Annotated in this window: 12 protein-coding genes; 11 read left to right on the top strand and 1 reads right to left on the bottom strand. The window is 39.7% G+C overall.

Features of this window, described 5'->3' with window-relative positions; all coding sequences use genetic code 11:
- The first annotated feature begins 53 nt into the window (after window positions 1-53).
- On the top strand, window positions 54-1,691 hold the full coding sequence (locus LPB86_RS06480) for a sigma 54-interacting transcriptional regulator (RefSeq protein WP_230641942.1): 1,638 nt from the start codon (window positions 54-56) through the stop codon (window positions 1,689-1,691).
- A gap of 186 nt (window positions 1,692-1,877) precedes the next feature.
- Here the strand turns inward: LPB86_RS06480 and LPB86_RS06475 are convergent, their stop codons facing one another.
- The gene (locus LPB86_RS06475) at window positions 1,878-3,392 is read right to left on the bottom strand and encodes a TlpA disulfide reductase family protein (protein ID WP_230641940.1); all 1,515 of its coding nucleotides are present in this window, start codon (window positions 3,390-3,392) and stop codon (window positions 1,878-1,880) included.
- A 1,198-nt stretch (window positions 3,393-4,590) separates the two neighbouring features.
- On the opposite strand from LPB86_RS06475, the gene pdxA reads away from it, so the two are divergent.
- The 10 genes from pdxA to LPB86_RS06425 all read left to right on the top strand — a co-directional run bounded on the left by pdxA (window position 4,591) and on the right by LPB86_RS06425 (window position 13,394).
- A complete protein-coding gene (gene pdxA, locus LPB86_RS06470; protein ID WP_230641938.1) occupies window positions 4,591-5,670 on the top strand; it encodes a 4-hydroxythreonine-4-phosphate dehydrogenase PdxA in 1,080 nt (359 codons plus the stop codon).
- 86 nt (window positions 5,671-5,756) lie between these two features.
- Complete coding sequence (locus LPB86_RS06465) at window positions 5,757-6,296, top strand: DUF177 domain-containing protein (RefSeq protein WP_230641937.1); 540 nt, start codon at window positions 5,757-5,759, stop codon at window positions 6,294-6,296.
- A gap of 18 nt (window positions 6,297-6,314) precedes the next feature.
- Window positions 6,315-6,506: a 50S ribosomal protein L32 gene (rpmF, locus tag LPB86_RS06460; protein ID WP_230641935.1), complete on the top strand. Its 192-nt coding sequence runs from the start codon at window positions 6,315-6,317 to the stop codon at window positions 6,504-6,506.
- Between the two features lie 98 nt (window positions 6,507-6,604).
- On the top strand, window positions 6,605-7,543 hold the full coding sequence (gene plsX, locus LPB86_RS06455) for a phosphate acyltransferase PlsX (RefSeq protein ID WP_230641934.1): 939 nt from the start codon (window positions 6,605-6,607) through the stop codon (window positions 7,541-7,543).
- 13 nt (window positions 7,544-7,556) lie between these two features.
- A complete protein-coding gene (locus LPB86_RS06450) occupies window positions 7,557-8,546 on the top strand; it encodes a beta-ketoacyl-ACP synthase III (RefSeq protein ID WP_230641932.1) in 990 nt (329 codons plus the stop codon).
- Between the two features lie 71 nt (window positions 8,547-8,617).
- Window positions 8,618-9,088, top strand: coding sequence for an acetyl-CoA carboxylase biotin carboxyl carrier protein (gene accB / locus LPB86_RS06445; RefSeq protein ID WP_230641931.1), 471 nt, complete (start codon window positions 8,618-8,620; stop codon window positions 9,086-9,088).
- A gap of 33 nt (window positions 9,089-9,121) precedes the next feature.
- A complete protein-coding gene (gene accC, locus LPB86_RS06440; protein WP_230641929.1) occupies window positions 9,122-10,462 on the top strand; it encodes an acetyl-CoA carboxylase biotin carboxylase subunit in 1,341 nt (446 codons plus the stop codon).
- An 82-nt stretch (window positions 10,463-10,544) separates the two neighbouring features.
- Window positions 10,545-11,429, top strand: a complete 885-nt coding sequence (tatC, locus tag LPB86_RS06435; RefSeq protein ID WP_230641927.1) for a twin-arginine translocase subunit TatC — start codon at window positions 10,545-10,547, stop codon at window positions 11,427-11,429.
- Window positions 11,407-11,847: a ribose 5-phosphate isomerase B gene (gene rpiB / locus LPB86_RS06430; RefSeq protein ID WP_230641925.1), complete on the top strand. Its 441-nt coding sequence runs from the start codon at window positions 11,407-11,409 to the stop codon at window positions 11,845-11,847. Before tatC ends, rpiB begins: the two co-directional genes overlap by 23 nt.
- A 17-nt stretch (window positions 11,848-11,864) precedes the next feature.
- On the top strand, window positions 11,865-13,394 hold the full coding sequence (locus LPB86_RS06425) for a M28 family peptidase (protein WP_230641923.1): 1,530 nt from the start codon (window positions 11,865-11,867) through the stop codon (window positions 13,392-13,394).
- Window positions 13,395-13,411 lie beyond the last annotated feature (17 nt).

The raw sequence follows: 13,411 nt of genomic DNA, 5'->3' as shown, positions 1-13,411 counted from the left end.
ATATATCGTCATTTAACGATAGCATTAATGATAAATCGTCATATCTTCGCGATATGAAAGAACCATCTGTGTTAAAACTAGAGGATGCTTTAGAGGCTGCGAAAGCGCAAATAGAGAAAACAAGCAGAGAGAATGCGATATTATTTAAACTGAGCAGTTCAATTGCCACCACCAGAAACAAGGCAGACCTGTTTGATGTAATAGACCAGCAACTAAAGCAACTTTTTCTGTTCGAAGATTTTGTAATTTGCCTGATCAATGACGACCAAACTACGCACAGTGCATTTTTATACAATGAGAAGGAAAGTTTTCAGAAAAACGAAGGTATAGCTCCGGTTTCTACGGCTAAATATTCTTTAGAAGATGGCCTCTGCCATGCCATGATTGGCGCAACAGATCCTATTGTTTTTTATTTGGATGAGGTAGTAAAATGGCCGGATGCCCCCGTGTGGATCGGCTTCTGGCACAATATGGGTATTAAAGAGATGATTGGCTTACCTATAGTTGATCAGGGTAAATGTGTAGGTTTCTTTTACCTCTATTGTAAAGTAGAAAATTCAATTGCCAATAGTTATTTCGAGCTGTTAAAAACCATATCTATGCAAATTTCTGTTGCTGTGGCCAACATCAGGGCCAATGAAAAAATAGAGCAGCAATTGGCAGAAATCAATATCTACAAGCAACAACTTGAAGAGGAAAGGTCATATCTTAAAGAGCAGATTGCCATTACCTATAACTACGATGAAATTGTTGGTAATAGTCCCCTGGTGCAGATGGTTTATCGCTCCATAGAGCAGGTGGCCCCATCAGACAGTACTGTGCTCATCCTTGGCGAAACGGGCACTGGTAAGGAACTCATTGCAAGGGCAATTCACAATGCCTCATCCAGGAAAGACAAACTGATGATTAAGCTAAATTGTGCAGCACTTCCGCCAAGCCTTGCAGAAAGCGAATTATTTGGTCATGAAAAAGGAAGTTTTACCGGGGCCATTGCGCGAAGAATAGGTAAGTTTGAACTGGCCAACAACGGCACTTTGTTTTTGGACGAGATTGGAGAACTACCACTGGAACTGCAAGCTAAGTTACTCCGCGCAATACAGGAAAAAGAAATTGAGCGTGTAGGTGGGTCGCAGGTCATTAAGATCAACATTAGAATAATTGCTGCCACCAACCGGAATCTTTATCAAGATGTGCAGGCGGGCACCTTTAGAAGTGATCTTTTTTACCGGCTAAATGTTTTCCCGATCCAACTTCCTGCGCTTAGAGACCGCAGGGAGGACATTGAACAACTGGCCTGTCATTTTTTGCTAAGGGAAGCCAAAAAAACGGCAAAAAAACCAAAGCGACTTTCAAAAGCAGCGGTCAAAACACTGCAGGCTTATGACTGGCCCGGAAACATCAGAGAACTGGAACACGTTATAGAAAGAACCATATTGCTTACAAAGGGCGAGGTAATTAAAGAGATAGAATTGCCTGTTGCCGGAAAAAGAATGACCTACGGCGAAGCGTCTACAATTATAAAAACCATTGCTGAAAACGAGCGTGACCATATACTGGCGGTACTGAAACAATGCGATGGCAAAATTTCCGGACCAATGGGCGCGGCTAAAGTACTGGGTGTACCTGCAACCACATTAAATTCTAAACTTAAAAAGCTAAAGATCTCCCGGAAACACGTACAGGAAGATTAAGCCAGTTAAATTTTATACTACTTGTTATTTTGAATCGGATCGAAATCTACCCATCTCGATCAGCAAAACTAACACCATTTATTACTGAGCACTTACCTATATTACAGACTTGGCCTCCATAAAAGTGATCAGGTTGCTTATAATATGAGAATTTTGTAACGATTGAGCGTTGAAAAAGTTTGTTCATTACAACAGCCCTTTAATCATGTCTTTCACTTGTTCATTTCCTGGAAAGGCCGAAAATTTATTGATCAGCACACCTTTTGTATCATACAATAGATAAGAGGGAATATATTCAAGTTCAAAATGGTTCATGATGTATTCCCATTGAGGGTTTGTCAGATAATAGTGTTCATCTCCTATTCCTTTAATTTTTTCCTCCCATAACTTACGGGGAGAGGAGCCATTTGTTAAGTACACAAATGCAATATCCTGATTACTCAGCTCATTTTTTACACTTCTGAATTGTTGCATGGCATCCAGGCAAGGTGCACACCATGTTGCCCAAAGGTCGATAAAAACAACCTTGCCCTTATGTTTAGAAAGAATTGTTTCTATAATTTTATCATTCGATACCGTTGAGATGTCATTTACAACAGCAGGTGATTTGAACTTGTTTAATTCAATAACTTTTTGGTTTTTTCGAAATAGTATTTTTGCAATTTCTCCTTTTCCCCAATAATTTTCGATGTTCTTTTTTTGCTTTTCGCTGAGTGGTCTTACTTCTTCGTTTAGCTGTCTACCATAGGCATTAGCCGCTAAAATATCATAGTATGGTCCCTTGTCAAATCCAACCAAATCAGACAAAACAACTTTCACCCCGGCTAACCACGTGGGAATATCGCTGTCCCCGATTACAGGAATCCCCAATATTTCATTTTGAAGAATTCCTTTTTGAAACTCTGGTAACGCAAAACAAAGCAAATATTCTGGATCATTAAGGTTAAAATCTTTCAAAAACCGGTAGTAAGATCTGTCAATTTTATGAAAATCGGGCTTTTTATCTTTATCGGCATTTGTGTTCCTATAATTGAGCATCATCGCACCTTCATAATCAAATACATGTCCTACGTACATGAATAAATGAAAATCTTTAGACAGCATTACTTTAAATTCTTTTGAGAGTAGGGTATCATGATTTAAAATAGCTAATCTTTCAGATACAACAAATTTAGCATGATTTAGAAATTCATCCGGGCTTTTGTCATACAGTGGTTTAGGCAACCTGTTTGGCCTATGTTCAATAACTTTCCCAATGGCCTCCACGCCCAGGCTCATGTCATTTTTATTCATTGCAGGCCTAACGTCTATATTTTCAATATCGAAACTGGAATTATAAGCAATCTCAATATGTGTAACACCACCACTTATCAATTTAACATACAAGACCTTCTCTGGATTTAAACTTGTGTTTAAGCCAACCAGTGAAATATCTGTTTCAACATCAGTATCAATAGAGAACTCCCCAGATTCATCAACCCTGGTTTTATATTTAGCGCGCTCTCCGGAAATCGGATAGGAAACAGCAATATCTACAAAATTACTATCCTTGTTGCTATCATTCGACATTATTAAACGTCCGGTTATTTTGGCGGTGCCGGCTTTAATACCAGGTATATTTAATGACTGACCAACAGACTGTTCAATGAAGAACAAAAAACTGAACATGCAAAAAAGATTTATACGTACTATTTTATTCATACATTTTGATTTGAACCTAACAGGCTTTTCAGTATCTGCCGGAATTTAATTGTTTATAATGGTGAAATACTTTAATCTATACAGGTATAATTCGCTAGAATAGACATTAGGGTAGCGTTCAAAACGTTCTCTTTGCTCATCTAAAATTCGCCTATGTTACTCAATAGATAATTGATAAAATTTCCTTTGGATAATAGAGCGGGTAAAGGCATAGTGAAAAATTTAGATTACTTAAAAGTAGTTAAGTCAATCGGCATCCTTTGAATTATAGCCAAAACGTTACGATATCTATTCCCCTACCAGACCAATAACTGGCCCATATGATCCAAATAATAAACGTCCTATAATTTTAAAATAATTTAATTTGTGAATAAAATGCAAGTTGCCGGGAGGTTATAACCCTCCTAAAATTACTGTGCACTCCCAACTACCCATTTGGTCAATATACTGCTTCTTACATGCGTCTGGCATGCGTATATACCAACTTAACTCTTAACTCGAATCAACTTCGGGATTGAAAAGCTTAAAAGCCTTTCAACCCTTAAGATGACTCGTAGGTAACCTGAATGTGATTGCTTGATGGTATATACGCATGCCGGAGGCAGCCCGAAAACATGGATTACCACATTATCGTTATAACGGAATCGGTTAGAAGTTATCATCGAGACTAAAGATTGGATGCTGTTGTATCTTTTGGGATAGTAATTGAAGCTAATCCTGATCATTGTGCAGAATACTCGTAGCCAATACCAGTTGATGTAAATCTTCATAAAACCTAAACATATCCATATGTTCCTTGCTAGATAGACCAACCTTCCCGCTAATTGAAGCCAACTTCATCAACTTCCAAAGAAATTGTTGACTCTCATTTAAATCGTAATTACTAAAGAATGCTTTTAAGCCCTGGTGGGTATTATTCTACTTATCCTACAGTCCTTTTCGAAATAAAGCAAGCTCGATTTAGGATGACGCTAGGCATCAAGTAATTTCAGGACTGGTGTTGAGCTAAATTAGTATACGACATTTTTAAGTTTCACTCCATTTTAGATAACTATAGTTGCTTACCCTTACCTTTCTTTTGACAACTCCTCACGCAGTTCCTTGCAGCCTTCCATAAAACGTCAATACCGCAAAACTAAAACTTGTGCTCAGCATTTGCCGGGAATTTCTGTAATTTGCACCAAATTTTACATGAAGCATGAGCAATAAGATAAAAATTGGCATCAGCGTAGGCGACATTAACGGCATTGGCCTGGAGGTAATCCTCAAAGCATTGTCTGAAGAAAGCATTTATGAACACTTCACGCCAATTGTATACGGACATACTAAAATAGCTTCTTACCACAGAAAAGCATTGGGCATGGGTGATTTTACATTTAATGTAATCAATTCCGCAAGCCTGGCCAATCCTAAGAAAGCCAACATGATCAATTGCTGGGAAGAAGATGTAAAAATTGATTTGGGCGCGATAAATGAAACAGGTGGCAAATACGCACTGCTTTCGCTGGAAAAAGCAACAGCCGATTTAGTAAGCGGAGAAATTGATGCACTAGTTACCGCACCAATTAACAAGCACAATATACAATCTGACACCTTCAAATTTCCAGGACACACGGAATACCTGCAAGAAAAAAGTGGCAGTAATGATGTATTGATGTTTTTAATTAGCGAAAACCTCCGCATAGGTGTAGTTACCGCGCATATACCAGTAAAAGACATTGCAGCAAGCATCACTAAAGAAAAAATTGTTAACAAATTGATGCTCATTAACCAGAGCCTAAAAAAAGATTTTTGGATTGAAAAACCTAAAATTGCGGTATTGGGATTAAACCCTCATGCTGGTGACAATGGTCTTTTAGGAAAGGAAGAAGAAGAGATTATTATGCCCGCAATACAGCAAGCTTTTGACAAAGGCGTGATCTGCTTTGGCCCTTACTCTGCGGATGGTTTTTTTGGCAAAGGAAGTTACAAACAATTTGACGCTGTATTAGCGATGTACCACGACCAGGGATTGATTCCATTTAAGACGATGGCTTTTAATACCGGTGTTAACTACACCGCGGGTTTGAAATTTGTACGTACCTCTCCTGATCATGGAACAGGCTACGACATTGCCGGAAAAAACCTGGCTAGTCCTACCTCCTTTATAGAAGCCCTTTTTGCTGCTTTACACATCATAAAAAGCAGAAGGGAACAGGAAGAGCTGCTGCGCAACCAGTTGCGTGGCGGAGGAAAACTGGTAGAGACGGCATTTGATTTAAAAGATGACGCTAATTAATTGGAAGCTAACGCAGAATTATTTCAGCTTCTATTTGCATCGAATAAATATTATTCATACATTTGCGGGCTAAAATTTTGTTACAATTGAAACCGCTAAAACAATTTTCAATCCCCTTTACAGGCTTAAAAATTGGCAAACATCAATTCGAGTTTGACATTGATAACAGCTTTTTTGATGCTTTTGAGTACTCTTTGGTAAAAGAAGGAGTTTTAAAAGCAACGGTAGAGCTAGACAAACAAGAAACGATGTTGATTTTACAAATCCACATTATGGGTACAGTAAAATTAGATTGCGATAAATGTTTATCAGAATTTACTGCACCATTGGACATCAGCGAAAGGCAAATTGTAAAATTTACCGAAGATGGACTGGAAAGCGACGATCTGGAGATCATTATGCTGGACAGAAAAGAGAGCGAAGTGGACATATCGGAGATTTTATATGAGATGATCAATGTATCGGTCCCTTATGTTAAATTCTGCGAAGAAACCGGTGTAGAAGGATCAAAATGTGATACAGAAATGGTAGAACGGTTGGAAAACCTTTCTGGCGAAACACAACATAATAACGAAGAACAAATAACGGAGGACCCGCGTTGGGCAGCTCTAAAAAAATTAAAATAATACTAAAACAAATCAGCAATGGCACATCCAAAACGCAAGATCTCTAAAAGCAGAAGAGATAAAAGAAGAACCCACTATAAAGCTATAGCTCCTTCTTTAGCTACTTGTCAAACTACAGGTGCAATACACACACCTCACCATGCTTATAACGTTGATGGTAACCTTTACTACAACGGTAAACTGGTTATTGAAAACACTTCGATAGGTTAATTTTCTAAAAAATAGTTTGTGTTCAGGTCTGTTTAGGATTATCTTAGACAACTGAAAACAGGGCATTAATGTTTCATTACACAAACTGATTTTTTACTATGAAAATAGGTCTCGATATAATGGGCGGAGACTATGCTCCCAAAGCCAATGTTTTGGGAGCAATAGCTGCTCATCAATTGCTGTCTCCAAAGGAACATCTGGTCTTGATTGGAGACACACAGCAGATAAAACCTTTACTCTCCGAAAACGGGTTTAATCCCGATCACTTTGAATATGTTCATACCGAAGAAGTTATTGGTATGGGCGAACACGCCACTAAAGCTATTGTCCAAAAACCCAATTCCAGTATTGGTATTGGATTTTCCATGCTCAAAAAAGGAGAACTCGACTCTTTTGCCAGTGCAGGAAACTCTGGAGCAATGCTAGTTGGTGCGGTTTTTAGCGTAAAAACAGTTCCCGGAATTATACGCCCGTGCTTATGCTCTTTTGTTCCAAAATTGAGCGGTGGAACCGGACTGATGATGGATGTTGGTGCTAATGCCGACTGCAAACCCGATACCCTTGTTCAATTTGGTACTTTGGGTAGTTTGTACGCCAAAAATGTGATGCACATTGATGACCCTAAAGTAGGGTTAATCAATATCGGAGAAGAAGACGAAAAGGGCAATATGCTCAGTCTTGCCACTTTCCCATTGATGAAGGACAATGGAATCTTTAATTTTATTGGAAATATTGAAGGCAGGGATTTGTTTAACGACAAAGCTGATGTGATTGTTTGCGATGGCTTTACCGGAAATATTATGCTTAAACTGGCAGAATCTTTCTACGTGATGACCATCAGAAAAGGTTTTAAAGATGAGTTTTTTGATCGTTTTAACTATGAAAACTATGGTGGAAGCCCGGTTTTAGGTGTTAACGCACCAGTAGTAATTGGTCATGGTATCTCCAGTCCCACAGCAGTTAAAAACATGATCATGCAATCAAGGGAAATGATCACAACCGGCCTGGTAGAAAAAATACAAGCCGCTTTTAAATAAAATTTAGAATCAAATGAGCAAAGTTCACGCTGCAATAACCGCAGTTCAGGGTTACGTTCCAGATTATGTTTTAACCAACAAGGAATTAGAATCTATTGTTGATACTACAGATGAATGGATCACCTCCCGAACGGGGATAAAAGAGCGCAGAATATTAAAGGGAGAAGGTCTAGGCATATCTGACATGGCTGTTCATGCCGTAAACGGACTACTAAAGAAACGTGGCATCACCGCAGATGAGATTGAACTGATCATTTTTTGCACCACCACTCCTGATTTGCAATTTCCTGCTTCGGCAAACATTCTGGCCGATAAAATCGGTGCTGTAAACGCCTGGGGGTACGACCTTCAGGCCGCATGCTCTGGTTTTATTTTTGGCTTAACCACTGCATCTCAATTTATTGAATCTGGAAGACATAAAAAAGTACTGGTAGTAGGTGGCGATAAAATGTCGTCCATCATCAATTACCAGGACCGCAGTACCTGCATCATTTTTGGTGATGGTTGTGGTGCGGTATTACTGGAGCCAAATGAAGAAGGCAATGGAATTATTGATGCGGTACTCCGTACTGATGGCTCTGGAAGACAATACCTGCACCAAAAGGCGGGTGGCTCTGTAAAACCGGCCAGCATTGAAACGGTAACCAACAACGAACATGTGGTATACCAGGAAGGACAGGCCGTATTTAAATTTGCAGTAACCAATATGGCAAATGTGGCTGCTGAAATTATGGAACGCAATAACCTGACTGCCGATCAGGTCAACTGGTTGGTGCCACATCAGGCAAACAAACGAATCATTGATGCTACTGCTTCCAGAATGGGTGTAGGCGCAGATAAAGTGATGATCAATATAGAACGCTACGGCAATACAACCAATGGCACTATTCCTTTATGCTTATGGGAGTGGGAAAGTCAGCTTAAAAAAGGAGATACCCTTATTTTAGCTGCTTTTGGCGGTGGATTTACCTGGGGTTCTGTATACTTAAAATGGGCATATTAATTTTTTACAATAAAATAATCTTAACTTAGTTTGTTCTTAAGATAAACTATTCTTTTAAAACACTTTAAAAAATGGATATAAAGCAAATTCAGGAACTTATTAAATTTGTTTCTCGTTCAGGCGTAAATGAAGTAGCTATAGAGCAGGAAAACTTCAAAATAACGATTAAAACTAACCAGGCCCCTACTGTAGTAACTGCTACAATTCCTGCAGCACCTGCAGCAACGGTATTACCTGCAGCAGTTGCCCCGCAACCAGTTAGTGTAACAGAGACTAAACCAGCTGCTGAAGACACTTCAAAATACATTACGATAAAATCTCCTATGATCGGTACTTTTTACCGTTCTGCTAGTCCTGACAAACCATTTTTTGTAAATGTTGGTGACGAAATTAGCAATGGCAAAGTAATCTGTATTGTAGAAGCCATGAAATTATTCAATGAGATTGAAAGCGAAGTTTCCGGAAGGATTGTAAAAGTACTGGTTGAAAATTCTTCTCCGGTAGAGTACGATCAACCTTTATTTTTAGTAGAACCCATGTAATTTGCCCTGCGCAAAAGATCATCTTAACGAAGTATGTTTAAAAAAATATTAATTGCCAACAGGGGCGAGATTGCTTTGCGTATTATACGCACCTGTAAAGAAATGGGCATTAAAACAGTTGCCGTTTATTCTACTGCAGACAGAGAAAGCTTACATGTACGTTTTGCAGACGAAGCGGTTTGCATTGGTCCGCCGCCAAGTAAAGATTCTTACCTAAGCATCCCTAATATTATTTCTGCCGCTGAGTTAACCAATGCGGATGCAATACATCCGGGATATGGCTTTTTATCAGAAAATGCAAAGTTTTCTTCGGTATGCCGTGATTACGGAATTAAATTTATTGGTGCTACACCTGAGCAGATCAATGGCATGGGTGATAAAGCTTCTGCTAAAGAAACCATGAAACTTGCTGGTGTACCTACTATTCCAGGATCTGAAGGATTGTTGGAAAGTGTTAAAGAAGGTATAAAACTGGCTAACGAAGTTGGGTATCCGGTAATTTTAAAAGCTACTGCCGGTGGTGGTGGCCGCGGCATGCGTGTGGTATGGAAAGATGAAGAGTTTGAAAATGCATGGGATAGCGCCAGACAGGAATCGGGCGCCGCTTTTGGTAACGATGGTCTGTATCTGGAAAAATATATTGAAGATCCGCGTCATATTGAAATCCAGGTGATTGGTGACCAGTATGGCAAAGCTTGCCACTTGTCTGAACGCGATTGCTCTATTCAGCGCCGCCACCAGAAATTAGTGGAAGAAGCACCTTCTCCTTTTATGACACCAGAGCTGCGTGAAAAAATGGGCGAGGCTGCCATTAAAGGTGCCCTTGCTGTAGCGTATGAAGGTGCTGGAACGGTAGAGTTTTTGGTAGATAAACACCGCAACTTCTACTTCATGGAAATGAATACCAGGATCCAGGTAGAGCATCCGGTTACGGAAGAGGTAATCAATTACGACTTAATCAAAGAACAAATTAAGGTAGCTTCTGGCGTACCGATTTCAGGAAAGAATTATCATCCTGATATGCATGCCATTGAGTGCCGTATCAATGCTGAAGATCCATTCAATAACTTCAGACCTTGTCCGGGTAAAATTACCAATTTCCACTCTCCGGGCGGACATGGTGTAAGGGTAGATACACATGTATATGCGGGCTATCAAATCCCTTCAAATTACGATTCTATGATTGCCAAACTGATCTGCGTAGCGCAGACCCGTGAAGAGGCCATTAGCACTATGGAACGCGCTTTAAGCGAATTTGTGATTGAAGGTATTAAAACTACTATTCCTTTTCACTTAAAACTAATGAAAGATCCAAACTTTAGGGCTGGTAACTTTACCACTAAGTTTATGGAGACTTTTGTGTTTTCTGAATAGCAATAAAACTTTTTGTAATAAATAAAACGTAAATACCATTCTAATAAAATAGAATGGTATTTTTGTTTAACAAAAGAAATGCATGAGTGATAATAAAGCGCAGGATCTGATCGATTCTATAAAGAATAAGACTAAAAACCTTGAGGCAGAAATGTCTTTTTTTGACCACATTGACATCCTGAGAAAACACCTGATGAGGGCCCTGCTGGTAATTGTTGTTTTTACTTGTGCTGCATTCTACTACACTGACTTCATTTTTAATGAAATTATTATGGGGCCTAAAAACCCTGCATTCTGGACCTACAGGATGATGTGTAAACTGGTAGAAAGATTTCCATCAATAGGCTCCGATTTCTGCATCACCAAAATTGACGCTAAAATCATCAACACGGAAATGGCGGGACAGTTTACCTTACAGATGAACTCATGTGTAATGGTGGGGATTATTCTTGGCATTCCTTACTTACTTTTTGAGATCTGGCTTTTTATTAAACCAGCTTTGCATGAAAATGAACGCCGTTCTGCCAGTGGCTTCGTTACCTTTGCCTCTTTTCTGTTTTTCCTGGGCATCTTTTTCGGGTATTACATCATCTGCCCTTTATCCATCAACTTCCTGACTAATTTTACGGTAAGTCCGGATATACAGAATACCTTTACGATAGATTCATACCTTTCTTCTATCATGACGCTAACGCTGGGTTCAGGAATTATTTTCCAACTGCCTGTAATTATTTTCATCTTATCTAAGCTAGGCATCATGACCCCTGCTTTTATGCGTGCAAGCAGAAGGTATTCTACGGTAATTATTTTAATTGTGGCTGCTGTGGTTACACCAACGGCAGACCCTTACACCATGCTCATTGTAGCTTTACCACTATTTTTACTGTACGAATTGAGTATTTATATCTCAGCTAACATAGAACGTAAAAGAAATAAAGAATTAAATGGCAACACAAAAGCAAATTAACATCGCCATCGGTGCCGATCATGCCGGCTATGATTATAAGGAAATGCTTAAACAACACTTAGGCAATTTCGAAATCAAAGATTTTGGTGCCCATAGTACGGCATCTGTAGATTATCCGGATTTTGCCCATCCAGTGGCAGCGGCGGTAGAGCAAGGTGAATTTACCTATGGCATTTTAATTTGCGGCAGCGCCAATGGTGTGGCCATCACTGCCAATAAACACAAGGGGATCCGCGCAGCCATTTGCTGGGAAACTGAAATTGCAGGTTTGGTGAGACAACACAACGATGCCAATATCCTGTGTATTCCTGCTCGCTTTGTAACAGAAGCTACAGCCCGTGAAATGGTAGACCTTTTTTTAAATACCAATTTTGAAGGTGGAAGACATGCCACCAGAGTTGGAAAAATATCTTGCTAACCTTTAACTCCCCTCCCATGAATAAAAAGATTTTAAGCACTGCTGCTGCAATGATGCTATGCTGCGCTGCATTTGCACAGCAAAAAGCAATTACAAAATTTAGTCAGAGCATCACAAAAGAAAATGCCTATAAACACCTGTCTGTTTTGGCTTCTGATGAATATGAAGGTAGGGAAACTGGAACAAGGGGAGCCTGGATGGCCGCTGAATACATTAAAAATTATTTCAAGAGCATTGGGCTGAAAGGTCCGGTTAACGCCAAACCCGGGGTACCCGGAGATTATTTCCAATCGGTAGACCTGGCCAAATATGAGCTTGAACAATGTATTTTCACCGTTAATGGTGATTCAAAGGAACAGTTTAAAGACTTTGTGATCCAGCCCTCAAAAGTGGGTGTTAAGGGTTTTACGTTTAATGCCCCGGAAATTCTTTTTGCTGGCAGTAGCGCTGATAAACAGCGGCAAGATTTTACTGGTTTGGATGTGGCGGGTAAGGTAGTGATGCTGACTACAAGATATTATGATGTTAAGTACTTAACGGACCATAATGCGCTGGCCATTATCCTGGTAGATCCTGAATTGGACAACGCCTCTGCACAACAATTGGAAAGGTTTAAAGAACCAGCCAGATTGATGTTAAAGAATGAAGACAACGTGGAGCGGATGAACAAGCAAAAATTCATGAACAGCATCACCATCTCTTCTGCATTGGCTAAAGAAATTTTCAAAGCGGCAGGTGTAGACCCGGCTAACCCGCCTGCTGGTTTACTTAAAGTACCTGTTTCTGCTACGGCCATGAAAAAAGAAGTGAAAGTACGGGCAGAAAATGTACTGGGCTTTTTAGAAGGTTCAGATCCAAAGCTAAAAAAAGAAGTATTGGTGATTACAGGCCACTATGATCATATCGGAATCGGCACTACGGGTACGGATAAAATTAATAATGGTGCCGATGATGACGGTTCTGGGACTACAGGCGTGCTGATGCTTGCCGACGCGTTTATGAAAGCCAAAAAGGCTGGTTATGGCCCAAAAAGGAGTATCTTATTTATGACTGTTGTGGGCGAGGAAAAAGGTCTTTGGGGATCGGATTGGTATTCAGAACATCCGGTTTTTCCTTTGGAAAATACCATTACCGATCTTAACATCGATATGATTGGTCGTGGTGATGCTGCCCATGCTGCCGACAACAACTTTGTATACATCATTGGCTCTAACATGCTGAGCTCTGATTTGGACAGGATTGGCAAGAAGGCAAATCAGGATTATGTAGGCATTAAACTGGATGAAACTTATAACAACCGTACAGATCCTAACCGCTTTTATTACCGTTCAGACCATTACAATTTTGCCAAACACGGCATCCCGGTCATATTTTACTTTAATGGTGTACACCCTGATTACCACCAACCTGGTGATGAGGTGAGTAAAATTGATTTTCCAATGCTGGCAAAACGTGCTAAACTGGTGTATTTTACGGCCTGGGAACTTGCAAATGGGGCCAAACGTCCTGTTGTAGATAAGAATGACGATGGTACGCCTATAAAATAAGCTTATAATTATCGCTA

Source organism: Pedobacter sp. MC2016-14, from assembly GCF_020991475.1.
Taxonomy (GTDB): Bacteria; Bacteroidota; Bacteroidia; order Sphingobacteriales; family Sphingobacteriaceae; genus Pedobacter.
The sequence above is the reverse complement of the archived record's forward strand: the minus strand, read 5'-3'. Positions and strand labels throughout refer to the sequence as shown.